The organism is Streptomyces odontomachi, assembly GCF_024435355.1.
Taxonomy (GTDB): domain Bacteria; phylum Actinomycetota; class Actinomycetes; order Streptomycetales; family Streptomycetaceae; genus Streptomyces; species Streptomyces odontomachi.
The window spans coordinates 175,945-201,141 of record NZ_JAMJWG010000006.1; the positions used below are offsets into that span (position 1 = coordinate 175,945).

The following is a 25,197-nucleotide window of genomic DNA, read 5'->3' on the forward strand; positions in this document are numbered from 1 at the left end:
ACGTTCAGACCAGTCGCCGGGACCAGTCCAGCAGCCAGGACGAGAATTCCGGCAGGGCGGCGAGGTGGCGCGCGGCGCGCTCCTCGGCGGCTGCCGGATCGAGCGAGCCGCCGGAATCCTCGCCGAGGCTTATCCGGAGCCGCTCGGCGCAGCGTGCCAGATGGACGCCGAGACGGCGGGCGAGCAGGAACTCGCTGCTCCTGATCTGCCCACCGCGCGCCTGGTAGGCGTCCAGGGCAGCGGCGATCCAGGCGGGGTCGGGCTCTTGGCCGCCCCCGGCGTGACGTGCGCCGTCGAAGACCGTAGCCGCCGTCTCCAGAGTGGCGCTGTCGGGGCCTGCGGTGTCCCAGTCGATCAGCACCGGGCCGCGCGCCGCGTCGATCAGGACGTTGTGCGGTACGACGTCACGGTGGGTGACGACGTGGTCGTCGACGGCGCGGTAGGCGGCGTCTATGCGTGCCGTGAGGTCGTCGATCAGTCCGCGGTGGCGGCGGAGGGCAGGAGCCCACGACCTGTCGCCTGCGTGTCCCGCGGCCAGCCAACGGTCCCACGCATCGGGCGGATTGACGCCGTACCACAGCCGCCAGAGGGAGTCGACGGTCCGTCGTCGGCAGCCCGAAGCACGTGCAGGTCGGCCAGGGTCGCGCCGAACCAGCGGGACAGCCCGTTCCCGCAGGGCTCCGCGTCCAACCATGCGTGGACGCGGACCACGCCATGGCCGTCACCGAGATCGGCGGCCAGCCCGAAGGCCGGGGTGACGGGTTCGACGGGGACGGACACGGGCAGGCCCGCCTCCGCCGCCCGCCGTTCGAAGGACATCGCGCGTTCCAGTTGGTCGCGCCACTCCCCGACGACGAGGCGTTTGACGAAGTACGGGTCCCGTCGTGTGTCGAGCCGCCACGTCTCGCTGCTGCCGTAGCGGAGGGGCACGAGTGGGCCGGTCGGCTCGGGAAGGCGGAAGGCGTGGGCGACCCCGCGGGCGTCGGGGGCTGGGGCTGCCTGGCGGCGTACGTCGACCACGGCGTCGTCCTCGAACCGCACTTGCAGAACGTGCTGGTGTGCGTCGGGGACGACGGGCTCCCCCGCCAGGTCCTCTTCCGTGACCTGGAAGGCACCAAGCTGCTCCCCGAACACCACGCGACCGCGCTGGCGAAGCTACCGCCGCAGGTCGCCGGCCCGCTCGGCTACGACGCCGAGCAGGCCTGGAACCGGCTGGCCTACTGCCTGTTCGTCAACAACATCGGTGACATGCTGGCCGCGCTCGCCGACCTGTCCCCCGGCACGGAGGGCGCGCTGTGGTCCGCGGTGCGCCGCACCGTGAGCGGGTACGCAACCCGCTACGGCCGCCACCCCCGGCTGGACGCACTGCTCGCGGGCGAGCCGCTGCCCGCCAAGGCCAACCTCCTCACCCGCTGGGGGCGTGCGGCCGACCGGCAGGCGACGTACGTGCCGCTGCCGTCGCCCCTGGCTCCCCCGCGCACCACGTCCGGTGGCACGGCACGGGGCGAGGCCGTGCCGCAGGTCGGCGCGCCGGTGCCCCGCCAGGGCAGCCAGGACCTACCGAGCGGAGCCGCCCGATGACCGAGCCTGAGCCGCGCGTGCGGGAGTTCGTCCGTGCGCTGCCGGCCGACGCCCTGCCCGCCTACGTCTACGACCTGACCGCGCTGTCCGCCCATGCGGCGGCCGTCCGTGCGGCGCTGCCGCCGCACGTGGAGCTGTACTACGCGGCCAAGGCCAACCCGGAACCGCGGATCCTGGCCGCCCTGGCGCCGCACACCGACGGCTTCGAGGTCGCGTCCGGAGGCGAGCTCGCCCATGTGGCCAAGGCCGTTCCGGGGCATCCCCTCGCCTTCGGCGGACCGGGCAAGACCCCCACCGAGATCGCCGCCGCCCTCGACCGCGGAGTGCGCCGCTGCCATGTCGAGAGCCTGCACGAACTGCGCACCCTGGCGCACCTCGCGGCGCACCCGCCGCGGAGCGCACCGGCGCGTGCCAGGCCGGTGGGGGTCCTGCTGCGCTTCAACCTGGCCGTGCCCGGGGAACTCCTGTCGTCGGGGGCGCTGGCGATGGCCGGCCGGCCGGCACCGTTCGGGCTCGACCCCGCCGAAGCCGGCACGGCCGTGCGGATGCTCACCGACGGCTCCTGCCCGCAGCTGGAGCTCGTCGGTGTGCACGCCCACCTCGCCAGCGGCCTGGCCGCCACCGAACTGGCCGCCGTCGCCATGGCGGTGGCCGACTGGACGGCCGCTCTGGGGCGGCGGTACGGCGTCACGCTGCGGGAGGTCAACGTCGGCGGTGGCATGCGGGTCGACTACGCCGATCCCGCCGCCCGGTTCGACTGGGCCGGCTACGGGGCGGCCCTGGCCCGGGTCGCGCACGCCCATCCCGACGTGCTGCTGCGCGTCGAACCGGGGCGTGCGCTGACCGCGTACTGCGGCTGGTACGCCACGGAGGTGCTCGACGTGAAGCACAGCCACGGCGAGGAGTTCGCGGTCGTACGCGGCGGCACCCACCACCTGCGCACCCCCGCGACCCGGGGCCACGACCAGCCGTGCGCCGTGCTGCCGGTGGCCGACTGGCCGTACCCCTGGCCGCGTCCCGGGACGGGTGCAGGAGCGGTGACGTTCGCCGGGCAGCTGTGCACGCCGAAGGACGTGCTGGCGCGCGGGGTCCCGGTCGGCGGGGTGCGCGCCGGGGACCGCGTCGCCTTCGCGCTGGCCGGCGCCTACGCGTGGAACATCTCCCACCACGACTTCCTCATGCACCCGCACCCCACCGTGCACTTCATCGCCGAGGCGCGGGCACGGGCTTAGGCGCGGGCACGGGCTTAGGCGCCGACACCGGCGCAGGCGAAGGCCCACGGCGGGGCCGTCCGCCTCAGCGGAAGTCGCATGCCTTCAGCTTGGCCATCCGGCCGTCCTCGTGGTGCCAGACCAGGCCCTCGTAGGGCCGGTCCAGCAGCCAGACACGCAGGCCGTCGAAGTCACGCGGCGCCGTCGCGCAGTCCTGCTGGACGGCGGGCGGGGCCCAGCCGTGCGGCATGAGCACGTGGCTCTCCCAACCGTCCGGATTCCGGTTGATCTTCGGACCGAGCAGCTCGTACGTGCCGGGCGCGGTGGCGTCGCCGCGGGCGACGGCCTCGGCGTGCAGCTTCGCGAAACCGGACTGGCCGACGGGCTCCCAGCCGACGGTCCTGCCGGTCACCTCGTCGGTCTCGACCGGAACGTATCCGGGCGGCGCCGTCTTGCCGGGTTTCACCTCACGGCGCGCCCACCACGCGCCGGCGGCGTCGAGCATCACGCATGTGCCGTCCCATTTCCTGGTCGGCGTGCCTTCGCCCTGGAGCACCCAGGCACAGCCAGGGGTGACGGTGGGCAGTACGCGGGAACGGTGCTCCGGATCCCGTACGAACAGGGTGGCAATCTTGCGCATGTCGCTTCTCCCCCATGGCTGGACACCGGATCACCTGGTGTACCAGCGGCCGCGGGCGGCCGTCGCGCCAATTTCGACGGTCCCGTGCCCGCCCGAGGGGGGACGCCGCGGGCCGGACCGGGCCCCGCCACGGGGAGGACCTCGCGGGGCAGGGCACGAGAACGGTCCGGCCGGCAGCTTTCGAGGACTCAGCCGCCGAGCTTGGCGTCGTACGCAGCGATCTGCTTGTCGGCGGTCTTCTCCGCGGCGGTCAGGGCCTGCTTGGGGTCCTTGCCCTGGAGCACGACCGCCTGGAGGGCGTTCTCGACGTCCTTGCGGACGGCGGGCATCTCGCCGACCGAGCAGCCCTGGGTGGCGTGCGTCAGCTTGGTGCCCTCAAGCTCCTTGATCGCGGTGGCGAACTGCGGCTGCTTCTTCACCCACTTCTTGTCGGCCGGGTCGTTCAGGGCCGCCTTGCTGATCGGGAAGTAGCCGGTCGAGGTGTGCCAGGTCACCTGGGACTCCTTGGCCGCCAGGAACTTCGTCAGCTCCCACGCCGCACGCTCCTTGGCGGAGTCCTTGCCCCGCACCACCCACAGCGAGGCGCCGCCGATGATCGGGCCGCCGGGGTCGGAGGCGTTGACCTTGGGGAAGTTGCCGACGGCCACCTTGAAGGGGTTCTTCGCGGTCGCCGCGCCCTGGATGAAGCCACCGAGGGAGCCGGTGGACTCCAGGGCCATCGCCACGGTGCCGGAGGAGAACGCCGCGTCACCGTTGTCGGTGTTGCTGTCCAGCTTCATCGCCAGGCCGTCGTCGACCATCTTCCGCCACCAGGTCAGCAGCTTGACGTTGGTGTCGGTGGCGAGGGTGGCCTTGGAGGCGCGCCCGGTGCGGCCGTTGTCGGCGTTGCACAGGGTCTTCTCGGCGATGGCGTCCCACTGCTCGAAGAACCAGCCGTAGAGCGTCGCGCCGAAGCCGTAGCGGACCGTCTCGCCCGAGGTCTTCTTGATCTTCTCGGCGGCGGTCCTGATCTCGTCGAGCGTCGTCGGCGGCTTGTCCGGGTCGAGGCCGGCCTTCTCGAACGCCTCGCGGTTGATGTAGAGCAGCGGCATCGAGGTGTTGAACGGCATCGAGTACAGCTTGTCGTCGACGGTGTAGTAACCGGCGATGTTCGGCTGGATGTCGGACGCTTTGGTGCCGTCGGTGTCGAGGAACGACTGTATGGGGACGACCGTCTTGGAGTCGATCATGTACCGGGTGCCGACGTCGTACATCTGCATCAGGTTCGGGCGCTGCTGGGACGAGGCGTTCTTGTAGGAGGCCAGTGCGGTGTCGTACTGGCCCTTGTAGCTCAGGGTGACCTTGATCTTGCCCTTGTGCTGCTGGTTGAACGAGTCCACCAGCTTCTTGAGGGTGTCGCCGTTGACGCCGCTCATGGCGTGCCAGAACGAGACGTCGACCTCTCCCTTGCCCTTGAGCGCGTCCGCGCCGGGCGCCGTGGTGGCGCCGGAGTCGTCCGAGTCGGACGAGTTCGCGGCGGACGAGCACCCGGCTGCCATGGCCGTGGTGAGGGCGAGTGCGAGCGCGCAGGCGCTGCGGCGGAGCTTGTTCCGCACGGTGTTTCCTTCCTCGAAATGATCAAGCATGGGTGGGGATCACTTCACGGCTCCCGCCATGAAGCCGCGTACGAGCCACCGCTGGCCGAAGATCACCAGCAGCAGCGTGGGGAGCAACGTGAGGGTGACCCCGGCGAGGACGAGCGCGTGCTGGGTCCCGCTTCCGTCGGCCTTCAGAGCGAACACCGCCGTCTGGAGCGTGTTCATGGAGTTGTTGGACGAGGAGATGATCAGTGGCCAGAAGTACATGTTCCAGCCCTGGAGGAACGACCAGACCGCGAGCGCGGTGAGCGACGGACGCACCGACGGCAACACGATCTGCCAGAGGAACCGCAGATGGCCGCAGCCATCGATCAGGGACGCCTGCCGCAGTTCGGTGGGGAACTGCTTGAACGCCTGCCGCATCAGGAACACGCCGAACCCGTTGGCCAGGAAGGGCAGGACCAGGCTCCAGCGGTTGTTCTCCAGGCCCAGACTGCGGACGAACAGCACGTTCGGCACGACGATCGACTCGTACGGCACCATGATCGTGGCCAGGAACAGCCAGAAGATCGGCTTTTGCAGCGGCATCCGCACGAACACCAGCGCGTAGGCGGCCAGGCACGAGGTCGCCAGGTGCGCCAGCATGATCACCAGGCCCACGAACAGCGAGTTGAACAGCGCGGGCATCAGCGGCACGACCGTCTGCCGCAGTGCCGCGCTGTAGTTGCCGAACGAGTAGTGACCGCTCAGCAGCGCCGGCGGCTGCCGCACCAGTTGCCCCTCGGGCAGCAGACCGCCGATGACGGTGAGCAGCACCGGGAACAGCAGCACCGCCGCGGCCAGCACCAGCCACACGTAGGTGAAGGTGCTCACCGTGGTGCTCGGCCGGCTCAGTGACTTGGGAGGACGGCGGCGCCCGGTGCGCGTGCGGGCCGGGGGTGCAGCGGCTCCGGAAGGGGCCCGTTGTTCGATCGCCTGGCTCACCGGTAGTGCACCCGCCTTTCGACGACGCCGAATTGGATCGCCGCCAGCACGATGCCGACGACCAGCAGGACCAGGCCCTGCGCGCTGGCCAGTCCGTAGTCGTTGCTCCCGTGCTCGAAGGCGTTGTGGAAGATCGAGAACACCAGGGTCGTGGTGCTCTCGTTGGGTCCGCCGTCGGTCATGACCTGGACCTGCCCGAGTGCCTGGAGGGCGTTGAGCGTGGTGGTGACCACGACGAAGAACACGCTGGGCGAGATCATCGGCAGCACCACGCTGAAGAAGTTCCGCAGCCCGGTGGCCCCGTCGATCTTCGCGGCCTCCAGTACCTCCTCGTCGATACCGGCCAGGCCGGCTCCCAACACCAGCAGATTGAATCCGGCCACCACCCAGGTGGTCGCCCAGGCCACCGTGATCAGCGCCCACCGCGAGTCGGTGGTCCAGCCGGGCGCGGTCACCCCGAACATCCTGAGCAGCCAGTTCACCGGCGACAGGGAGGGATCGAGCATCAGCAGCCACACCACGCTCGCGGCCGACGCCGAGTAGGCGAACGGCAGCGTGAACAGCGTCCTGAACACCCGCATCCCCGGCAGGCGTTGCGCCATCGGCACCGCGAGCACCATCGGCAGGGCCACCCCGACCACCACGACGAACACCGTGAACACCAGCGTGTGCAGCAGAACCGTGCCGAACTCCGAGGTGAACAGGGCGGAGAAGTTGGCCCCGCCCACCGAGCGCGAGGGGTTGCCGTTGATGTCGGTCCCGCGGGTGGACAGGAAGATCGCCTGGAACAGCGGGAAGACCACGAAGGTTCCCAGTCCGGCCAGCGCGGGTATGCAGAACAAGGCGCCCAACAGGGCTTCGCGCAGCGGGAAGCGGCCCGGTCGAGCTGATGGCCCGGACTCCGGCTCAGGCGTCGCCGGTCGATCGGAATCGATCGTAGAAGACGTCACACCGCGGGGCCTTGAACGCGCTTGGTGACCGTCACCCCTCTTGATCATGGCGGGCATATTAATGGCGAGTAGCGGGCCGGGAACATCGTTGTGTTCGCATCGTTGTGCGATGTGCATGACACCGTGCGGCGGTGTCCGACGAAGACCCGCCCGGAATGCAGCTCGCCGTGCCGCACCGGCTCCGCACGGTAGTTACCGGGGGCTACGCGGCGCGGACGGCCGGCCGTTCGGCGTCGCGGCCGGCTCGTCCTGCACCGGCGTCAGTGCGAGGGCGACCGCAGGCCGTAGCGGCGTACCACGTCGTCCATCCAGTCCGGCGTGCCGTAGGTCAGCCCGTACTTCTGTGCCAGCTCGTCGAATTCGGGCAGCGCGTGAAGGGGTCCCGCACTCTGGCCCGCCGTACCGCCGGAGTGCGCGACGAGCAGTTCGCCCAGTTCCCGGAAGTAGTTCTCGAATCCGCCCGGCGTGATGACCTCGACGATGCGCCCGGGCCGGTCCCCGGCGTTCCACATGGCGTGCATCTGGCCGCGCGGTTTGGTGATGTAGCCACCGGGCCCGAGGACCACCTCGCTGTCGTCGGAGCGGAAGCCGATCTCCCCTTCGAGCACGATCGAGTGCTCGTCCTCACGGGTGTGCCGGTGCGCCGCGGTGATGGTGCCGACCTCGAAGGGGTGCTCGACGATCGCCACCTCTCCCCCGTTGGTCCGGCTGGACAGCTTGAACACGGCCCCGAACCCCGGCAGCGGCACGGTGTCACCCTCCCCGGGTGACACCACCGTGACTCCGATGCGGTCCTCGTCGGTCATCGCACCCACCTCCGTAAAATCATGACATTGCGCCAGCAATCATCCCATAAGATGCCGTCAGGCCGTGATCATCCTCAGTAGAGGTCGAAGTACTCGCGCTGCTCCCAGTCGGTGACCGCGCGCTCGAAGCGGGCGATCTCGGCGCGCTTGATGGCCGTGTAGTACGCGACGAACTGCGCGCCCATCGCCTTGGTCAGACCGCTGTCCGCCGCCAGCGAGTCCACGGCCTCCCGCAGGTTGGCGGGCAGCCGCCCGGCCTCGGTGGTGTACGGGTCGTCGGCCGACGGGGGCAGCGGCAGGGCGGCGTCGACGCCCTCGAGGCCGGAGTGCAGCTGGGAGGCCATGTACAGGTAGGGATTGGCAGCGGACTCGCCGATCCGGTTCTCCAGGTGGGTGCTGCCGTCGTCGGCCGAGCCGACCACCCGGATCATCGCGCCCCGGTTGTCGTGCCCCCAGGCGATCCGGTCGGGAGCCATGGAGTACGGCTGGAACCTCTTGTAACCGTTGATCGTCGGGTTCGCGAACGCGCACGCCGCCCGCGCGTGCGCCAGCTGACCCGCTATGAAGTGCCGTCCCACCGGAGCGATCGGGCCCTCGCCGTCCGCGGGGACGAACGCGTTGCGGTCGGCGTCCGCACCGGTGCGGAGCAGGCTCTGGTGCAGGTGCCAGCCGCTCGACTTGCTCTCCGCCAGCTGCGGGCGGCACATGAACGTGGCGTGGTATCCGGTGCGCCGCGCCAGCTGCTTGATGGTGCTGCGCAGCAGCACCATGGCATCCGCCGAACCGATGCCGGTGGCCGGATCGAGCGTGACCTCCAGCTGGTTGGCACCGTACTCGACCTCGATGCTGCGCAGCTCGATCCCCATCCGGTCCAGCGCCTCGCGGATCCGCCGGGTGACGGGCTCGACCTCGTCGCCGCGGTCCTCGGCGAGCAGTTGGTTGCCCTGGTTGACCGGTTCGACCGGTGTCGGATGCACGCATCTGCCGATGCCGTCGGCGTTCGGGACGTGCTCCGCCCGCCGGTACAGGTGGAACTCGATCTCCAGGCCCGTCTGGTAGTCGTAGCCGGCGGCCGCGGCACGGTCCAGGGCCGTGCGGAACACCCCGCGGCTGCAGAACGGCACCTGCTCCCCGTTCTTCAGGCGCAGGTCGCACAGGATGCGGCCGGTCCCCTCCGCCCACGGCACGTCATGGAAGGTGGCCGGGTCCGGGACCATCACCAGGTCGGCGGCGCCGGCCATCTCGGCGACACCGAGGCCGCCGTCCGCGTTGAAGGCCGCGAAGACGGTGGTGCCGGAGGTGTCCTTCGACAGCAGCGTCGACACGCAGGTCATGCCGCTGCGGAACACGGCCGCCAGGCCGCTCGCCGGGATCGTCTTGCCGCGCAGCAGCCCGTGCTGGTCCACGAACGACACCCGCACGGACCGCAGGCCCGCCTCGTCGACACGGGCCAGGACCGCGCGGGCCGCCTCCTGCTGTGCCTCGCTCCACAGGCCGAACTTCTCGATGAATCCCATGCCGCCCGCCTCAGCCGTCCGAGAGGTCGTAGGCGTCCGGCGACGCGGAGCGGTCGGGCTCGACCGGTGTCCCGGGCACGCCGGCCGGCCCGGTCGCCAGCGCGGCCTGGAGGCCGGACGCCCACGGGCTCGCCTTGCGCAGGTCGGCGATGGACCGCGCCCAGTACTCCTCCCACTGCCCGGTGGGCCCGATGCCGTCCATCGGGATGGGGCCGCGGCTCTCCACGTCCGCGGTGTCCCTGAGCAGCGTGGCCGGGCTGCCGCCTTCGGCCACGGTGTCGATCGCCTGGAGGGCCATCCGCCGGTAGGTGACGATCGCCCGGTCGGACCGGCTCAGGTGCTCGCGGGTACGGTCGTGGATGCGGCCCTGCCCCTCCACCGCCATCTGGTCGTGGACGTTGATGTCGGGGCCGAGCCCGGTGTACGTCAGGGTGCGCTGCTCCTCCGGGTCGAAGCGGTAGTTGTTGGCGCGGTTCCGCACCGGCTTGTAGTCCGGCAGGGTGACGCCCTCCAGGCGCTGGGCCCGCATGACCTCCTTGTCCACCGGCTCGTCGAGGCTGGTGAACATCGCGTACCAGTAGCAGGACACGTCGTCGATCGGTACGTGCCACTGCGTGATCGCCATCGTGGCGCTCAGCGGGATCGTGATGCCGTGCGGGAAGACCTGGTGCGTGATCCGGACGTGCGTGGACGTGCCGTCGAGGCCGTCCTTGTCGAGCGTGCGCAGGGCCACGATCCGCTGGCCGTACTCGGTGCGCGCGTTGCGGATGTCGGGCCGGCCGTACTCACGGAGGATCCTGGTCATCGGCAGGTCGGTGCCGAGGGAGGCGCCCCGGAACTGCCTGCCGTAAGCGGCACCGGTGTCCTCGTCCTGTTCGAAGCGGTGCAGGTAGGAGGCGTGCGCGGGGTCGATGCCGACCTCCAGCGCCTGGAGCCAGTTGCAGTCCAGGTAGCCCTTGAAGGCGAAGGTGTACGGCTCGGGGGCGATGAAGCAGTCGAGCGCGGGCAGGCTCGGTGCGGGCCCGTCGCCGAGGAACGCCCACACGATCCCGTTGCACTCCCGTACCGGGTACGCACGGATCCGCACCTTCGACTTGAGCCGGCCGTCCGGCGGTTCGGCGGGGGTGTCCAGGCAGGAGCCGCCGGCGTCGAAGAGCCAGCCGTGGAAGTAGCAGCGCAACCCGCCGTCCTCCAGGCGGCCCAGGGACAGATCGGCACTGCGGTGCGCGCAGCGGCGGCCGACGAGGCCGAGCGTCCCGTCGTCGTTGCGGAACAGCACCAGGTCCTCCCCCAGGACCCGGACCGGGACGACGGGGCGTGGCGTCTGGAGTTCCTCCGACAGCGCCACCGGCTGCCAGTACAGGCGCATCCAGGCACCGCCGGGGGTGCCGGGACCGGTCTCGGTGATCTTCCGGTTGTCCTCCGCGCGCATGACAGCCCTCCCCTGAGATCTCTCCAGGTAGCCCAGAGTGAGTTCGATTAGCGAACTCTTGACTCCAATATGAGCACTGTAGGCAGCCGTGATCGTCCGCCACAAGGCCTCGAACACGCCACTGCTATATTCCAGGGCACTGTGTGCGTTAATCGAACGGAGCTGGGTGTGGCGAAGCTCAACGCGCGGGACGAGGAACGGCGGGCCGCACGCGAGGTGGCGGGCAGCAACCGGGCGGACTACTCCGAAGCGCTCGAACGCGGTCTGCTCGTCCTGACCGCCTTCGAGCGCGCCGAGGAACGGCTCACGCAGGCGCAGGTGGCCCGCAAGCTCGAGCTCCCCCGTGCGACCGTGCGTCGCGCCCTGCTCACCCTGGCCCACCTCGGCTACGTGGTTCCGGAGGACCGGGCCTACCGGCTCGGCCCCAAGGTCCTCACGCTCGCCTCGGCCTACCTGACCACGAATCCGGTGAGCCAGGTGGTGCAGCCGGTGTGCGACCGGCTGGCCGAGGAGTTCCAGGCCTCGTGCACCGTCGCGGTACTCGACGGCGCGGCGGCCGTGATGATCGCCCGGGCGCTGCCGCGGCACGCACTCCCGCTCGGCCAGGGCATCGGCTTCCAGGTGCCCGCCGCCCGATCCGCCCTGGGCCTCGCCCTGTTGAGCGGCCTCGACGAGGAACGCCGCCACCACCACCTGGTGGCACATGCAGGACTCGACGACGGGGCGGTGGCGGCACTGGAGACGAGGATCGCCGCGGCGGCGGAGGCAGGCCACGCGTATGTCGCCGACGACGTGGAGGCCGGCTTCCACTCTCTCGCGGTACCCCTGCGCCGCTGGGACGGCACCGTGGTCGCGGCCCTGAACATGGGCACCGGTGTGGAGCGGATACCCGCGGCGCAGATGCACGAGCGGGTTCTGCCGGTGCTGCGGGAGACCGCCGCCGCGCTCCAGCCCCAGCTCGTCTGAGGCCCGGTTCCGGGCGATGGCCGCGGGATCGCGGCCCCCGAACGGGAGTCAGCCGCGATGTCACAGGTGGCTCGTAGCGTTGCGGAAGCCGCGGCACGTGGCGATGTGAAGCCTCCTCCTGATCGGGACCGTACACATGTCGATTGGCCTAGGCACGGGCCGCGTACCTGATCGTCCACCAGGCGGGCGACCCCGCCCTCCTCGCGGAGGCCCGGCAGCGAGCCGGCATGGAGACACCCGCCGAACACGGCTACCGCCTCGCGCAGGAGGGCAACCGTGCCGCGGCGGCGGCGGAGTTGCGGCGGGCCTACGAACCCCATTCCGTTCCCGTCGACTTCGGCCTGGCGCTGTACGCCGGGGACTTCGACGCGGCGGAGGCAGCGCTGGGGCGGATCGGCGGCGACCTCGAGGAAGTTCATGTGGGATGCGTGGCCGTCGACCTGGCCTTCCGCCACGCCCGCGCGGCCGACGACCCGGCGATGGAAGCCGCTCTGAAGTTGCTCAGCCGGAACGAGTTCGCGCTCGGCGCATGGCATTACGCCCTGGACAACGGTTCCGCCCACCCCCTTGACGCCGTGGCCACCATCGGGAGGAAGCTGACCGCGCCGTCGTCGCTGCCGCCGTCCGACTACGAGGTGTACGGCACACGGTCATACGACTGGTGCCACGAGGCGTACTGGACATGCGTCCGCGAGCTCGGCGGTGTCGAGGCGGCGGACGGGGCCGTCCTCGAGCTCGGCCGCCTGCTCCACGACGCCGGTGACACCGCTGCGGCACGTGCCGCCTACGTATGGGTCCGCGACCTCGGTCGTACGGCGGCGGAGGCCATGGCCACCGTCAGGCTCGCCCGGTTGCTCGACGAGACCGGTGATGTCGAGACGGCCGGCGCGGCGTACGAAGCAGTGGCCGACCACGTCCGCGAAGCACGGGAGGCACGTGAGGAGGTGGCCGGCCACGTCGAAGACCGGGTGACCGCCGCCATCGCCCGGATACGCGACGAGGACGGGACACCGGCCGACCTCGACATCCTCGAAGGCAAGCTGGTCCGGCTGCACGGCCCCGGACCCGAAGCGGACTCCTACGCGGCGTCCCGGTACGCGCAGTGGCTGGCGGCCGAGGGAGACGAGAAGGCGGCGCGAGAGCTCTTGCTGAAGATCGCCCAGCAGGGCTGATCGCCGTCGGACCATCCGCCCTACCGGTACACGTTCGCTGCCGTGTCAGTGGCGCAGTGTCACTGATGGAGACTCGCCGAAACGCTTGTGGTACCGCGCCGAGAAACGACCGGCGTGCAGGAAACCCCAGCGTGCCGCGATCTCGGTCACGGTTGTGCTGGTGGGGTCGGCTGCGGTGAGTTCTTCGCGGGCGTGCCGGAGCCGGATCTCGCGCAGGTGGCTCATGGGAGTGGTGTCCAGGAAGCGTCGGAAGCCTTCCTGGAGCGTACGCACGCTGAGGCCGGTGGCCTCGGCGAGGTCCTCCACGGTGAGCGGTTCCGCGGCATGCGTTTCGATCAGCTCGGCGGCGCGGCGGATCGCCTTGGGCGCCGTGCCGCGTGGTGGTCCGTGCAGCAGGGCGGAGTAGTTGTTGGGTTGGGCGAGCAGTAACTGGCCCAGGAGCAGCCGCTCCAGCTCTCGCATGGCCAGGGGCTGGCGGGGGATCAGGCCATCGCCGTCGATCTCGTCGAGGAGCAGGTTCACGACCCTGCGCCACGACCGGATCGCGGGTGCCGTCATGTCCATCCCGAGGTCGAACCGGATCGGTGCGTCCACCGGGCGTGCCAGCATCGAGCGCAGGTGTTCCTCGAGCCGGTCCCGTGCGATCCGTACCACGAGGTGAGGGCTTCCTGCACTGACGTGGATGTGGTACGTGCGGTCCACCGGGGGCACTCCCGCCCCTTTGGCGTCGTACAGGGCCCGTTCGCGGCCGTGGCTGAGCTCCGCCTGGCCGGCCAACGGGATCAGCACCAGATAGAAGCTCTCCTGTTCATGGGGCGCGATATGGACACGGCCGCCGTAGTCCAGGTAGCACAGGCTCACCTGACTGGTGCGTATCGCGTGGAATCTGGTCTCGAACCGGCGCGCCTTGTCCAGCGCGGTGAGCCGGTGCGGGCAGAAGGCCTCGGCCACCACATGCCGGGCCTGGTCCACGTCCGCGGTGTGGAGTTGCTCGAAACGGGACAGCGGCAGACGCGTGGCGGGCGGCGGCGGGCTCATGAGCGCCTCCATGGGATTGTCGTCGGGCGGCTGGCCGACCACGCCACGCAAACCGTACAAGGCCCGCGCCAAGTGGATATCCGGCGATCGCCCCGCGCTGAACACTGGTCCTGCGGTGGAGGGTTGGCGCGGGGTTTCCGTCGGGAGTGGACCTCCGCCATTTTATGCGAGCGGCGCCGGCAGGGGAGAGCGGATGTCCACACGACGAAGAATTCCTTCGCCGTGGCCGGCTGCTGCCGTCGAGGGACGGGAACCGAACGAACCACTCGCCCCAGGGGCCGCCAGCAGGCCCATGACGCACATCAATGCGGGGAATGAAGCGAAATGGAATTAACAGCGATTGTCGGAGTCGTTGTCGTTGGCGGTGGCGTCCTGGCCGGGCTGCTGGTCCACCGAAGGCGGCGTGCACCACGAGGGCAGCAGGGGACACGGACCGGGGCTCCTCCCACACAGCCGCCACTGCCGCAGTTCAACATCGTCGCCGTGGGCCTCCCCGGGGCGGGCAAGACGGTGCTGCTGGCGAGCATCTACAACCGGTTCCAGACCCCGGCGGGTGGCCGGAGCTACTACTTGGAGGCCTCAGACGCGCAGGCGCGCGACCTGAACGCCGCATTTCACAGGATCAATGACACCTCGGCGCCCTGGCCGGCCGGGACCAGCACAGGTGAATTCAACCAGTTCTACTTCGCTGCTGCGGCTCCCGTCCGCGGAAGTGGGTTCCATCGTGCTTTCACCATCCGCTACACCGAATACGCCGGCGAACTCCTCGTGGCGAATTCCCAGGACGGCGGCCGGAACCAGGGTCTGCTTCAGGACGCACTCTCCGAGGCGCACGCGGTCATGGCGCTCCTCGACGGGTACGACGTACTGCGGAGCATCAACGGCGTCAGCAACGCGAAAGGGCGGCTCCAGTACGCCGTCAGCACGTTCGTCAACGCGCTGCGGCACGTCGACTCCTCCGTCAGCTTCGTCGTCACCAAGTGGGACCTGCTCCAGCAGACCGGGCGGACCGATGCCGAACTCGTCGACGAGGTACGCGATCTCCTCTGGTCCAATGACGCCTTCCGCTGGCTGGTGGAGCGGCAGGACGCCGAATTCACCGTTCGGTTGTTCCCGGTGAGCGCGGTGGGTCCCGGCTTCGCCACGGTCGACGACGCCGGGCAGGTGATCAAGACGGCGGCGGCCACCACCCGTCCGACCGGGGTGACGCTGCCGTTCGTCTCCGTGCTCCCCGATCTCTTCGACCGCACCGAGGTGGCGGCGCGCCACCGGGCCCGCCTGCACCGTCAGCACACGCAGGAGGCCCGCGCCCGCCAGCAGCAGGCCGAACTCCGCTTCAACGTCCTGACCTCCGCCCTGGACCAGTTGAGTGGTCTGGTGCCGGGGGGCGGGCTGTCGGCGCACATCGTGCGCTGGATCGTCGGCGTGGACCCGGGCATCGCGCAGGAGGCCGGCCTGCCGCCGGACGTGGCCTGGCTGGAGACGCACGACGCGCAGGACGGTGCGGGGTTGGAGGCCGCGCGGGCCATCGTCAAGGAAATGCGCCGGGAGATGGACGCCATGGAAGGCACGTTGCCGAAGTGCGTCCTGAGGAGGGTCGGCTGACGTGAGCGTACGCGAACGCGCCGCGCAGGCCGCCACCTTCACCCTCGCACGCGGTCGGGACGAGGGATACCGCGTCCTGACGGCTCCGGAGTTCCTGGTGACGGGCCACCGGACCCATGTCCTCTCCGACCTGGCCTCCGCCGGCCATCCCGACGGAGAAGTCGTCCACGACAGTGCGGAGCTCACCGGGGGGCGGTCGGTCTTCGTCTCCTACACCAGCCGTCCTGTCACGGCCGACGATCTGGACGAGCAGGGCCTGCGGCGTCTGGGGTCCCCTCCGCGGGACGCCTTCGGCCGTCCGCTCCGCATCGTCTACGGCGTCGCGTACCAGGGCCGCACCCCCCGTGACGTTCCGTTGTCTCGACTGGACCAGGCCGAGCGGGCCGCGACCGAGGCGTTCCGGGCGTTCATCGCCGACGAGAGCGGGTTCCGGCTCCGGGTCTCGCCACCGGTCGACGGACCTGTGCGGGGCGGGAAGGCGGACGGGAAGCAGGCACGCGGTCCGGTGTCCGATCCGGGGCGGCGGGGACCGCTCCTGGTCCTCGCGGGCGCGGCCCTGGCCGTGGTCTGTGCGCTGGTGCTGGTGCTGACCTCGCTGGGCACCTCCGACGAGCACCGGAGGAATCCGCGGGTGTCCGCGTCCGGGAGCAGCTCCGCGCCGGCGAGCACGAGGCGGTTCCCGCCGGCCGAACGGATGCTGTACGACAGGCTTTCCGGGCATGTGAAGGCCTGCGTGCCGGCCCGGGGTGCCGACCGGATCGGCGGCGCGGACGCCACCCTGGGCTGCTCGGTCACGGACCGGCGACCCGATTCCCCCCTCTTCGCGGCAAGTTTCACCACGGCGAAGGCGCTGAACGTCTTCCTGGCCACGGAGGAACGCAGGGAACGCGCCGACCGCCAAAAGGGCACACAGGATGGGAAGCCGTTCGCACGTGCCGAGGAGTGGAAGGGCGCCAGCGGGAGCACCGGGCGCGTCATCACCTACCGGGCTGCCGACGGCAAGGCATGGGTCGTCTGGTCGTTCACGACGGGAAGCTTCACCGACGCGCACCAGAAGTACTTCATCGTGCGGGCATCCGGCAGGAACGCGGACGCGCTGTACGCGTGGTGGCGCACGCACCCGGTCTGAGCTTCCCGCGTCCGTGTTCTGCCGTCCCGCGGGCGGACTCGCTCGGTAGGGTCGGGATCATGAGCGTCGAGGTGGTGGTGGTCCGTGCGGCGGACGACGAGTTGGTCGCGGCCTTTGCCCGCTTGCTGCCCCAGTTGTCGAGCACGGCCGGCGCCCTGGACCGCGACGCGGTGGGGCAGCTGCTCGGCTGCAACGCGAACACGCTGCTTGCGGCGCGGGTCGAGGGCACAGTGGTGGGGCTCCTGACGCTGGTGCTGCTCCCCCTGCCGTCCGGTCTGCGGGCCCGCATCGAGGACGTGGTCGTGGACGAGGCCGCCCGGGGACATGGCGTGGGGGGTGCCCTGACCGAGGAGGCGCTGCGCCTGGCGGCGGAGGCGGGCGCCCGCACGGTGGACCTCACCTCGCGTCCGTCGAGGCCGGCGGCGAACCGGCTCTACGAGCGCCTCGGCTTCGAGGCGAGGGATTCCAGGGTCTACCGCTTCGTCCCGGGGTGAGGGGCGGCGGGTCGGTGCCTCCCCGGATGGCGCCTACCAGGCCTCGTCCAGGAGCCGCACGAGCGCGTCGACCTGCAGTGTACGTGGATTCGGGTAGGGCTGGGCCGCGATGCGTTCGGCGATGGCGCGCAGGCCGTCGCGCGGGACGCCCAGTGCACCGAGGGTGGTCGGGCCGGTGTGACCGCGGGCCAGTTCGCCGATGACCGTCACGGGGTCGCCGCCGGTGATCCGTTCGAGGCGGGCTGCGGCCTTCGGTGCGGCGGGGAGGTTGTAGGCCAGGACGTGGGCCAGGAGCAGGGCGTGGAGTTCGGCGTGCGGCAGGTCGAAGGTGCCGCCGAGGGCGTGGGCGAGCTGGTGGTGCAGGCCCATCCGGGTCTGGGCCAGGCAGCCGCCGGCGAGCCAGGCGGCCTGCTGGAGGCGGGCGCGGCCGGCCGGCCCTGACGGGTCGGCCAGCACCTCGGGCAGTGCGGTGAGGATGCCGTCGGCCGCCTCGGTCGCCAGGGCGTCGCTCACGACGGTCGCGTCCGGCGCCCACAGCGCCTCGACCGCGTGGGCGAGCGCGTTCAGGGCGCTGGTCCTGGTGAGGCCGGGCGGCATCGTCCACGTGAGCTCCGGGTCGTAGACGACCGTGCCGGGCGCGATCGCCGGATCCCGGCGCGTCGTCTTCACGCCGCCCTCGGTCTCGCCGAGCACGGGGGTCACCTCCGATCCGGCGTAGGTCGTGGGGACGGCGATCTGCGGCAGCCCGGCGCGCACCGCCAGCGCCTTGGCGAGGCCGATGGCCGAGCCGCCGCCGATCGCCACCACGCTGTCGGCGGCCCGGTCCCGCAGGAGTTCCATCGCCTCGGCGGTGACCGCGACCGGTGTGTGCACCACGGGCCCGTCGAACCGCGCCGCCAGTCGGGGACCCAGGGCACGGGCGAGTTCGTCGGCGGCCGTCCTCGCCGAGCCGGTCGCGACGACCAGCACGCGGCGCACGCCGAGGCGTTCGGTCTCCTCGGGGATCGCGTGGCGTGCCCCGGGGCCCACCAGCACGCGGTGGGGCAGGGTCTCGTGGACGATCGGACGCCCGGTGGCGGGCTCGGACATGGCCGGTCGGTCCTCTCTGCTTCGGTGGGACGGGGCTGCTTCGGTGGGACGGGCTGCTTCAGCTGGACGGGTCCGGGGTGGTCTGGAGGGGGGCCAGCGGGGTGCCGACGTTGAGCAGTTCGTCGAGCATCTGCTTCGCGGCGGAGTCGGTTATCTCGTCGCGTCGGAAGGTGCGCGACTCGTCGAGGCGCTGCGCGATGAAGGGGACGGCGACGGCGTCGACGACCGGGACCATGCGCAGCGCGGTGACGACCTGCTTGAGCTGCTGGACGGCGCGCGAACCGGCCGAGACACCGCCGTAGGACACGAACCCGACGGCCTTGTAGCGCCATTCGCGGTTGAGGTAGTCGAGGGCGTTCTTCAGCGCCGCGGGGTAGCCGTGGTTGTACTCGGGGGTGACGAGGACGAACGCGTTCGCGCGGGCCACCCGCGCGCTCCAGGCCCTGGTGTGCTCGTGGACGTAATTGCCGGTCATGGGGTGGTTGGGCTCGTCGAACAGCGGCAGGTCCAGCTCGGCGAGGTCGGCGACGTCCACCTCGAAACCGCCGTGCGCACGGGCCTGTTCGGTGAACCACTCGGTGACGGCCTGCCCGGCGCGGCCGGGGCGGGTGCTGCCGAGGATGATCAGCAGGACGGGCTTGGACATGCTGGTGATGCTCCGATCTGTGAGGGGTGCCGGCGTCAGGCACTGAGGGGAGTCTCGTCCCTGGACGCACGGCAGGGGAACTGCTCGTCACACGGCCGGCACAAGGCACCGGCGTCGGGGGGCGCCCTCCGGCGGGGCGCGGCGTCGGCGCGCTCAGCCACCAGGGGCGCGGCGCTGGACGGTGACGGGGAAGTCGACGTGCCGGAACGGGTTGGGCAGCCCGTGCTCGGCGGCCATGGCCGGGTCGTCGACCTGCGTGAACGTGCGGATCAGGCTCTCCTTGACGCCGAAGACGGCGTCGGAGTCCAGGTACGGCGACTCGTCGACGAACAGGTGGGTGGTCAGCGTGCGGATGCCGGGTGCGGACACCTCGATGTGGAGGTGTGCGGCGCGGTTGGGGTGGCGTCCGGTGGCCTTGAGCAGATCGCCGACCGGCCCGTCGGTGGGGATGGGGTAGTAGCGCGGCACGATGGTGCGGAACCGGAACCGGCCGTCGGCGTCGGCGGTGAACAGCCCGCGCAGATTGCGGTCCGGTACCTCGCCGGGCCGCTGCACGTCGTAGTAGCCGTCGGCGTCGGCCTGCCACACGTCGACGGCGGCGCCCGCGACCGGTATGCCGTCCGCGTCGGTGATCCGGCCCGTGACCAGGCAGGGTTCGCCGCCCCCGTGCACCTCGTCGATGCTGTCCCCGAGCGCGCGCGGCGGCGAGTCGACCATGTGGAAGGGCCCTTCCACGGTGGACTCGGTGAACTGGCCGTCGGCCGGGTTGTTGAGCGTCTCGACCAGCATGGACACGCCCAGCACATCGGAGAGCAGGATGAACTCCTGCCGGGTGGCGTCGCACTTCTGGCCGGTCCGGGTGAGGAAGCGGATGCCCTGGGCCCACTCCTCGACGGTGAGTCCGGTGTCCTTGACGAAGGCGTGGGCGTGCCGCACCAGGGCGGTGAGGATCTCCTTGAGGCGGTCGTCAGCGGTGCCGACGAAACTGGCGGCGACGATCTCTGCGGAGCGCTCCGCCTCGAACAGGCCGGAGGTCGGGCTGGGTGTCACGTCAGCGGTGTGGTCGGTCATGTCCTTTCGTCTTCCCGGTCGGCCCCGTCGCGCAAGCACCCCGCGGCCGGCTGGACGGTGAAGGTTTACGGCAGGACCGCCGTCGCCCGCGGCGGGGCGCGGGCGACGGCGTCGCTTCGGCCGGTGCCAGCGTACGGCGGATGCCGTGGGACCGTCCCGGCCCTGCGCTACGGCGAGGCCAGGTCGGCTTCCATGGCGCGCGCAGCCGCGTTGAGGGTGGCGACCACGGCCTGGAGGTGGGCGGAGTCGTAGCGCACGCTGGGCATCGACACCGACACGCCCGCCAGCGCCGCGGCGTCCACGCCGCGCACCGGGACGCCCACGGCGACCAGACCGCGTTCGGAACGCTCCTGGTTGACGGCGAAGCCGCCGCGCCGCACCCGGGCCAGCTCGGACCGCAGGGCGGCGAGGTCGGGGCGCTCGCCCGGCCGGTCGCGGTAGCGCTCGACGGCGTACACCTCGTCGAGCTCCGCGTCCGTCAGGTCGGCGAGCAGCAGCAGTCCTGCGGTGGTGCGGTGCGCCGGGAAGACCATGCCCTCCCGGGAGCTGACCCGCAGCGCCTGCGCGCACTCGACGCTGGCGATGAACCGGGCCGTGTCGCCCGTGCGGATGGTGAGGTTCGCGGTCTCCTCCAGCACGTCCACCAGCCGGCGCAGATGGGGCAGCGCGACGGCGCGCAGCCGGGAGACCTGGGACTGGGAGTGCGCGGCCAGTTCGAGCACGGGTCCCGCGCGGTAGACGCGGCTCTCGTCCTGCACGGCGAAGTCCCGGTAGACGAGCATCGCCAGCAGCCGGTGCGCGGTCGAGCGGGCGACGCCCAGCCGCTCCGCGACCTGCGACACGGTCAGCCCGCCCTCCAGCTGGAGCATCGTCGCGGCCCGCAGGGCGTGGTCGACGCTGGCGATGGCGTAGGGCGGCGGGTTCTTCAGGGGCTTGTCCATGGCGGCTTTCGACGGGGACGGGGGCGCCCGGGCACGGTCGCCACGGCCGGCGGTTCGGATGATCCTGCTCTCTGGTGCTGCTTCTGCTGGCTGGTTCTGCTGTCCAGAATCTATATGTCTTCCTGGTGAACGGAGCGCAGGCTGGCGCCATGACTCAGATCTCTCCTACCGACGTGGTCGCGGATTCACCGGTCCACCTCGACGCGGTCTCGGCGCCGGGTCAGCCCGAGGTCACCCCGGCGCTCGAAGATCTGTACCGGGGATTCGAGAAGGAGCTGCTCGTCCCGCTGTGGACCGAGATCGGCGACCTGATGCCCGCCCACCCGCGCTCCCGTGCCGTCCCCCACTTGTGGCACTGGGACCAGCTGCGACAGCTCGCCGACCGGGCCGGACACCTGGTCCCGGTGGGGCGCGGCGGCGAGCGCCGCGCCATCGCGCTGGCCAACCCGTCGCTCGGCGGCCGGCCCTTCGCGACGCCGACGCTGTGGGCCGCCATCCAGTACCTGATGCCCGGCGAGGACGCCCCCGAGCACCGGCACACCCAGCACGCCTTCCGTTTCGTCGTGGAGGGCGAGGGTGTGTGGACGGTCGTCGGCGGTGACCCGGTGGCGATGCGGCGCGGTGACTTCCTGCCGCAGGCCGGCTGGAACTGGCACGCCCACCACAACGCCACCGCGGAGCCGATGGCGTGGATCGACGGGCTCGACATCCCGTTCCAGTACGTCACCGAGGCCCAGTTCTTCGAGTTCGGCCGTGACGAGGTCAGCGACGCCGAGCGGACCACCCCCGACCGCTCGCGCGCCGAGCGGCTGTGGGGCCACCCCGGCCTGCGACCCGTCTCGGCGGGTACCACGACGGCCCCCGGCTCGCCCCTGCTGGCCTACCGCTGGGAGCACACCGACCGTGCGCTGGCCGACCAGCTCGCCATCGAGGCCGAGGGCCACGGCGGCACCGTCGAGCCCGGCCACGCCGCCGTCCGCTTCACCGACCCGGCCACCGGCGCCGATGTGCTGCCCACGATCCGCGCCGAGATGCACCGCCTGGCGCGGGGTGCCGAGACGGCGCCGGTGCGGGAGACCGGCTCGTCGGTCTACCAGGTCTTCGACGGCTCCGGCACGGTCACCGTCGGCGAGCGTACCTGGTCGGTCACGCGGGGTGACCTGTTCGTGGTGCCGTCCTGGGAGCCGCTCTCGGTGCGCTCCGAGGCCGGGGCGAGCGACTCCGACTCCGGCGCCCTGGACCTGTTCCGGTTCAGCGACTCCCCCGTCTTCGAGGCCCTCTCGCTGGGCCGCACCCATGTGGAAGGAACCACCCGATGAAGCTCGCGACGCTGCGCCTCGCAGGCCCCGACGGCGCCGACGGCGCCACCCGTGCCGTCCGGCTGGACGGCGACGTCCTGGTCGACCTCGGTGTCCCGGACGTGGGCACGCTGCTCGCGCAGGACGGCTGGGCGGAGCGGGCCGCGTCGGCCACCGGGACGGCGTACCCCGTCGCCGGCGCCGCGTTCGCGCCCGTGGTCCCCACCCCCTCGAAGGTGGTGTGCGTCGGCCTCAACTACCGCAACCACATCCAGGAGATGGGCCGCGACCTGCCCGAGCACCCCACGCTCTTCGCCAAGTTCGCGGACTGCCTGATCGGCGCCGGCGACCCGATCGTCAAGCCGGCGGAGACCGAGAAGTTCGACTGGGAGGTCGAGCTGGCGGTGGTCGTCGGCAAGGCGGCGCGCCGGGTGCGGGGGGCCGAGGCGGAGGCGGCGATCGCCGGGTTCACCGTCCTGAACGACATCACCTGCCGGGACTGGCAGTTCCGCACCCGTGAGTGGCTCCAGGGCAAGATGTGGGACTCCAGCACGCCCGTCGGCCCCTACCTGGTCACCCCGGACGAGCTGCCGGGCGGTGTCCGTCCGTCGCTCGACGTGATACTGCTGGTCGACGGCGAGGTCATGCAGTCCGACTCCACCGGGGACCTGCTCTTCGACCCGGTGGCCCTCGTGGAGTACGTCTCCACCGTGATCCGGCTCAACCCGGGCGACCTCATCGCCACCGGCACGCCCGGCGGGGTCGGCCAGGCACGCACCCCGCAGCGCTTCCTCGTCGGCGGAGAGACCGTCGTCACCGAGATCGAGGGCATCGGCCGGCTGGAGAACCGCGTGGTCAAGGAGGCGTCCGCCTGATGCCACGGAGCTTCGACGACGCCCGCCACTGGGCCGACCTGGGCACCGCGCTGTTCGTGAAGGCGGCCGGCCTGGACGAGGCGGGGCTCGGTGCGCCCAGCGCGCTGCCCGAGTGGAACCGCAAGCAGCTGGTGGCCCACGTGGCGGCCAACGCCGATGCGCTGGGCAACCTCGTCCACTGGGCAGCGACGGGCGAGCCGACCCCGATGTACTCCTCGCCCGAGGAGCGGTCCGCCGGGATCGAGACGGGAGCCCGGCTGCCCGCGGCCGAGCTCACCGCCTGGCTGCGCCGCTCCGCCGACCGGCTCGCCGCCGGCATGGACGCGCTCGACGCCGCGCAGTGGCAGACGCCGGTGCTGACCGCGCAGGGCCGCACCGTGCCGGCGACCGAACTGCCGTGGATGCGCTCGCGCGAGGTCTGCGTGCACGCGATCGACCTGGGCACCGGCCTGTCCTTCGCCGACCTGCCGGACGACTTCCTCACCGCGCTCTGCGACGACGTGGTGGGCAAGCGCGGCAAGGCGCCCGGCCCCGCGTTGCTCCTCACGGCGCCGGACGCCCGCTGGGAACTGCCCGGCGAGGGCGAGCCCGTCGACGTCACCGGCAGCCTCCCCGACATCACGGCCTACCTCACCGGGCGGGTCGGTGACGTGGGCGGCGCACCCGCACCGGCCCTCGGCCCCTGGCTGTGAGCGGGCCACCACCCCACCGGGACTCAAGGAAGCGACCATGACCGCAGCGACATCCCCCACCAGCGACCGGCCCGACGTCCTCGTCGTCGGCGGCGGCATCGGCGGCCTCAGCACCGCGTTCGCCCTGACCCGTGCGGGCCTTTCCGTGCGCGTGCTCGAAAGGGCCAAGGAGTTCGGCGAGGTCGGCGCGGGCATCCAGCTCGCCCCCAACTGCACCCGGATCCTGGACGACTACGGTCTGCTCGACGAGGCCAAGGGCCTCGGGGTGCTCCCGGAGAACATCGTGATGCGGGACGCGCTCGACGCCCGCGAACTCACCCGGCTCGACCTGGCCGACCTGGAACGCCGCTACGGCTACCCGTACATGGTCATCCACCGCAGCGACCTGCACGCCCTCTTCCTGCGCGCCTGCCGCCGGGCCGGCGTCGACCTGCTGACCGACCAGAAGGTCGTCGGCTACGAGAACACCGGCGCCGGCGCCCGGGTCACCCTGGCGGACGGCCGCACCCAGGAGGCCCCGCTCGTCGTCGCCGCCGACGGGCTGCACTCCACGGCGCGGGCCACGCTGGTCGGCGACGACGTGGTCAGCTCCCGCTATGTCGCCTACCGGGCGGCCGTTCCCATCGAGGAGGTGCGGGACAACGGCATCGCGGAGAAGGACGTCGTCGTGTACATCGGCCCGCGCTGCCACTTCGTGCAGTACCCGTTGCGCGGCGGCGAGATGCTCAACCAGGTCGCCGTGTTCGAGTCGCCGACGGCCGATTCGGGCATCGAGCGGTGGGGTGGCCCGGACGAGCTCGACGCGGCGTTCGCTGTCACCTGCGACCCGGTACGCAAGGGCATCCCGCTGATGTGGCGGGACCGCTGGTGGCAGATGCTCGACCGCGACCCGATCGACACCTGGGTGCACGGCCGGGTCGCGCTGCTCGGCGACGCCGCCCATCCGCCGCTCCAGTACATGGCGCAGGGCGCGATCATGGCGATCGAGGACGGCTGGGTGCTCGCCCAGCACCTGTCCCGGCAGCAGGTCGGCGCATCGCCCAACTGGTCGGCGGCGCTCGCCGCCTACCAGGCGGTGCGCGTCGAGCACTGCCACCGGGTGCAGACGACGGCGCGCGCCTGGGGCAGGTTGTGGCATCTCGACGACCTGCCGCGCCGCCAGCGCAACACGATCATGCGCGCCCGCGACACCTACGACTACGGCTTCACCGACTGGGTGTACGGCCCGACCGCGCTCACCCCCGACGAGGAACCCGCGATGTTCACACCGGTCCCGCTGTCCTCGGCGGCGCTGGAGGACGACGGGGCGGGACTCGCCGGGGAAGGGGCCCGGTAGCCCGGCCGGCGGGGGCCGCCCGACGGCCGTCAGACGGCGTGCCGGATGCCGTCGCGCAGCCGGCCACCGCTGCACCGGGTCGGCGTCGAGCCCGGCGTGCCAGAGCGTGCGGACGTCACGAACGTCGCGTTCCGGCAGGGCCGCGGG

The 25,197-nt window shown here is 71.4% G+C and carries 24 protein-coding genes and 1 pseudogene; 11 read left to right on the plus strand and 14 right to left on the minus strand.

The features are described 5' to 3' along the window. Window positions 1-4: 4 nt before the first annotated feature. Window positions 5-580 (minus strand): phosphotransferase, encoded by a 576-nt coding sequence (locus tag NQO67_RS15400; RefSeq protein WP_374119007.1) that lies wholly within the window; start codon window positions 578-580, stop codon window positions 5-7. After that, complete coding sequence (locus tag NQO67_RS44575; RefSeq protein ID WP_374119001.1) at window positions 475-1,041, minus strand: phosphotransferase; 567 nt, start codon at window positions 1,039-1,041, stop codon at window positions 475-477. The genes NQO67_RS15400 and NQO67_RS44575 overlap by 106 nt, the downstream gene beginning before the upstream one ends. On the opposite strand from NQO67_RS44575, the pseudogene NQO67_RS15405 reads away from it, so the two are divergent. Then, window positions 1,000-1,581 (plus strand): annotated as a pseudogene (locus tag NQO67_RS15405) (IucA/IucC family C-terminal-domain containing protein); the annotation flags it as partial. The gene NQO67_RS44575 and the pseudogene NQO67_RS15405 overlap by 42 nt on opposite strands. After that, complete coding sequence (locus NQO67_RS15410) at window positions 1,578-2,813, plus strand: type III PLP-dependent enzyme (RefSeq protein WP_255950534.1); 1,236 nt, start codon at window positions 1,578-1,580, stop codon at window positions 2,811-2,813. The pseudogene NQO67_RS15405 and the gene NQO67_RS15410, both read left to right, overlap by 4 nt. A gap of 64 nt (window positions 2,814-2,877) precedes the next feature. Here NQO67_RS15410 and NQO67_RS15415 read toward each other — a convergent pair whose 3' ends face one another. The 7 genes from NQO67_RS15415 to NQO67_RS15445 all read right to left on the minus strand — a co-directional run bounded on the left by NQO67_RS15415 (window position 2,878) and on the right by NQO67_RS15445 (window position 10,698). After that, on the minus strand, window positions 2,878-3,432 hold the full coding sequence (locus NQO67_RS15415; RefSeq protein ID WP_255950535.1) for a hypothetical protein: 555 nt from the start codon (window positions 3,430-3,432) through the stop codon (window positions 2,878-2,880). A gap of 188 nt (window positions 3,433-3,620) precedes the next feature. Further along, on the minus strand, window positions 3,621-5,027 hold the full coding sequence (locus NQO67_RS15420) for an ABC transporter substrate-binding protein (RefSeq protein WP_255950536.1): 1,407 nt from the start codon (window positions 5,025-5,027) through the stop codon (window positions 3,621-3,623). A gap of 39 nt (window positions 5,028-5,066) precedes the next feature. Next, window positions 5,067-5,882 (minus strand): carbohydrate ABC transporter permease, encoded by an 816-nt coding sequence (locus tag NQO67_RS15425; protein ID WP_255950537.1) that lies wholly within the window; start codon window positions 5,880-5,882, stop codon window positions 5,067-5,069. A gap of 107 nt (window positions 5,883-5,989) precedes the next feature. Continuing rightward, window positions 5,990-6,844 carry a carbohydrate ABC transporter permease gene (locus NQO67_RS15430; RefSeq protein ID WP_255950538.1) on the minus strand — a complete coding sequence of 285 codons (855 nt, stop codon included), beginning with the start codon at window positions 6,842-6,844 and terminating at the stop codon, window positions 5,990-5,992. Between the two features lie 359 nt (window positions 6,845-7,203). Continuing rightward, complete coding sequence (locus NQO67_RS15435; protein ID WP_255950539.1) at window positions 7,204-7,749, minus strand: cupin domain-containing protein; 546 nt, start codon at window positions 7,747-7,749, stop codon at window positions 7,204-7,206. A 74-nt stretch (window positions 7,750-7,823) separates the two neighbouring features. Further along, window positions 7,824-9,266 carry a glutamine synthetase family protein gene (locus NQO67_RS15440; RefSeq protein ID WP_255950540.1) on the minus strand — a complete coding sequence of 481 codons (1,443 nt, stop codon included), beginning with the start codon at window positions 9,264-9,266 and terminating at the stop codon, window positions 7,824-7,826. A gap of 10 nt (window positions 9,267-9,276) precedes the next feature. Beyond that, on the minus strand, window positions 9,277-10,698 hold the full coding sequence (locus tag NQO67_RS15445) for a Rieske 2Fe-2S domain-containing protein (RefSeq protein WP_255950541.1): 1,422 nt from the start codon (window positions 10,696-10,698) through the stop codon (window positions 9,277-9,279). A 168-nt stretch (window positions 10,699-10,866) separates the two neighbouring features. On the opposite strand from NQO67_RS15445, the gene NQO67_RS15450 reads away from it, so the two are divergent. Beyond that, window positions 10,867-11,664: an IclR family transcriptional regulator domain-containing protein gene (locus NQO67_RS15450; RefSeq protein ID WP_255950542.1), complete on the plus strand. Its 798-nt coding sequence runs from the start codon at window positions 10,867-10,869 to the stop codon at window positions 11,662-11,664. 227 nt (window positions 11,665-11,891) lie between these two features. After that, entirely contained in the window at window positions 11,892-12,836 is a 945-nt protein-coding gene (locus tag NQO67_RS15455) for a hypothetical protein (RefSeq protein WP_255950543.1), read from the plus strand. Between the two features lie 45 nt (window positions 12,837-12,881). Here NQO67_RS15455 and NQO67_RS15460 read toward each other — a convergent pair whose 3' ends face one another. Next, entirely contained in the window at window positions 12,882-13,874 is a 993-nt protein-coding gene (locus tag NQO67_RS15460; protein ID WP_255950544.1) for an AraC family transcriptional regulator, read from the minus strand. A 483-nt stretch (window positions 13,875-14,357) separates the two neighbouring features. Here NQO67_RS15460 and NQO67_RS15465 point away from each other — a divergent pair, with 483 nt between their 5' ends. The 3 genes from NQO67_RS15465 to NQO67_RS15475 are packed head-to-tail and all read left to right on the plus strand — an operon-like array spanning window position 14,358 to window position 17,102. Beyond that, a complete protein-coding gene (locus tag NQO67_RS15465) occupies window positions 14,358-15,479 on the plus strand; it encodes a TRAFAC clade GTPase domain-containing protein (RefSeq protein WP_255950545.1) in 1,122 nt (373 codons plus the stop codon). A 1-nt stretch (window position 15,480) separates the two neighbouring features. Next, window positions 15,481-16,608 (plus strand): hypothetical protein, encoded by a 1,128-nt coding sequence (locus tag NQO67_RS15470; RefSeq protein ID WP_255950546.1) that lies wholly within the window; start codon window positions 15,481-15,483, stop codon window positions 16,606-16,608. Window positions 16,609-16,667: 59 nt separating this feature from the next. Continuing rightward, entirely contained in the window at window positions 16,668-17,102 is a 435-nt protein-coding gene (locus NQO67_RS15475) for a GNAT family N-acetyltransferase (RefSeq protein WP_255950547.1), read from the plus strand. Window positions 17,103-17,135: 33 nt separating this feature from the next. Here the strand turns inward: NQO67_RS15475 and NQO67_RS15480 are convergent, their stop codons facing one another. The 4 genes from NQO67_RS15480 to NQO67_RS15495 all read right to left on the minus strand — a co-directional run bounded on the left by NQO67_RS15480 (window position 17,136) and on the right by NQO67_RS15495 (window position 20,849). Continuing rightward, entirely contained in the window at window positions 17,136-18,191 is a 1,056-nt protein-coding gene (locus NQO67_RS15480) for a maleylacetate reductase (RefSeq protein ID WP_255950548.1), read from the minus strand. Between the two features lie 58 nt (window positions 18,192-18,249). Further along, window positions 18,250-18,837 carry an NADPH-dependent FMN reductase gene (locus NQO67_RS15485; protein ID WP_255950549.1) on the minus strand — a complete coding sequence of 196 codons (588 nt, stop codon included), beginning with the start codon at window positions 18,835-18,837 and terminating at the stop codon, window positions 18,250-18,252. Between the two features lie 153 nt (window positions 18,838-18,990). Next, entirely contained in the window at window positions 18,991-19,908 is a 918-nt protein-coding gene (locus NQO67_RS15490; protein ID WP_255950550.1) for a dioxygenase family protein, read from the minus strand. Between the two features lie 167 nt (window positions 19,909-20,075). Next, window positions 20,076-20,849, minus strand: coding sequence for an IclR family transcriptional regulator (locus NQO67_RS15495; protein WP_255950551.1), 774 nt, complete (start codon window positions 20,847-20,849; stop codon window positions 20,076-20,078). Between the two features lie 149 nt (window positions 20,850-20,998). Here NQO67_RS15495 and NQO67_RS15500 point away from each other — a divergent pair, with 149 nt between their 5' ends. The 4 genes from NQO67_RS15500 to NQO67_RS15515 are packed head-to-tail and all read left to right on the plus strand — an operon-like array spanning window position 20,999 to window position 25,050. Then, entirely contained in the window at window positions 20,999-22,168 is a 1,170-nt protein-coding gene (locus NQO67_RS15500; RefSeq protein WP_255950552.1) for a cupin domain-containing protein, read from the plus strand. Then, the gene (locus NQO67_RS15505; RefSeq protein WP_255950553.1) at window positions 22,165-23,022 is read left to right on the plus strand and encodes a fumarylacetoacetate hydrolase family protein; all 858 of its coding nucleotides are present in this window, start codon (window positions 22,165-22,167) and stop codon (window positions 23,020-23,022) included. The genes NQO67_RS15500 and NQO67_RS15505 overlap by 4 nt, the downstream gene beginning before the upstream one ends. Continuing rightward, window positions 23,022-23,714: a maleylpyruvate isomerase family mycothiol-dependent enzyme gene (locus NQO67_RS15510; protein WP_255950554.1), complete on the plus strand. Its 693-nt coding sequence runs from the start codon at window positions 23,022-23,024 to the stop codon at window positions 23,712-23,714. The genes NQO67_RS15505 and NQO67_RS15510 overlap by 1 nt, the downstream gene beginning before the upstream one ends. A 37-nt stretch (window positions 23,715-23,751) precedes the next feature. After that, window positions 23,752-25,050, plus strand: coding sequence for an FAD-dependent oxidoreductase (locus tag NQO67_RS15515; protein ID WP_255950555.1), 1,299 nt, complete (start codon window positions 23,752-23,754; stop codon window positions 25,048-25,050). Window positions 25,051-25,197 lie beyond the last annotated feature (147 nt).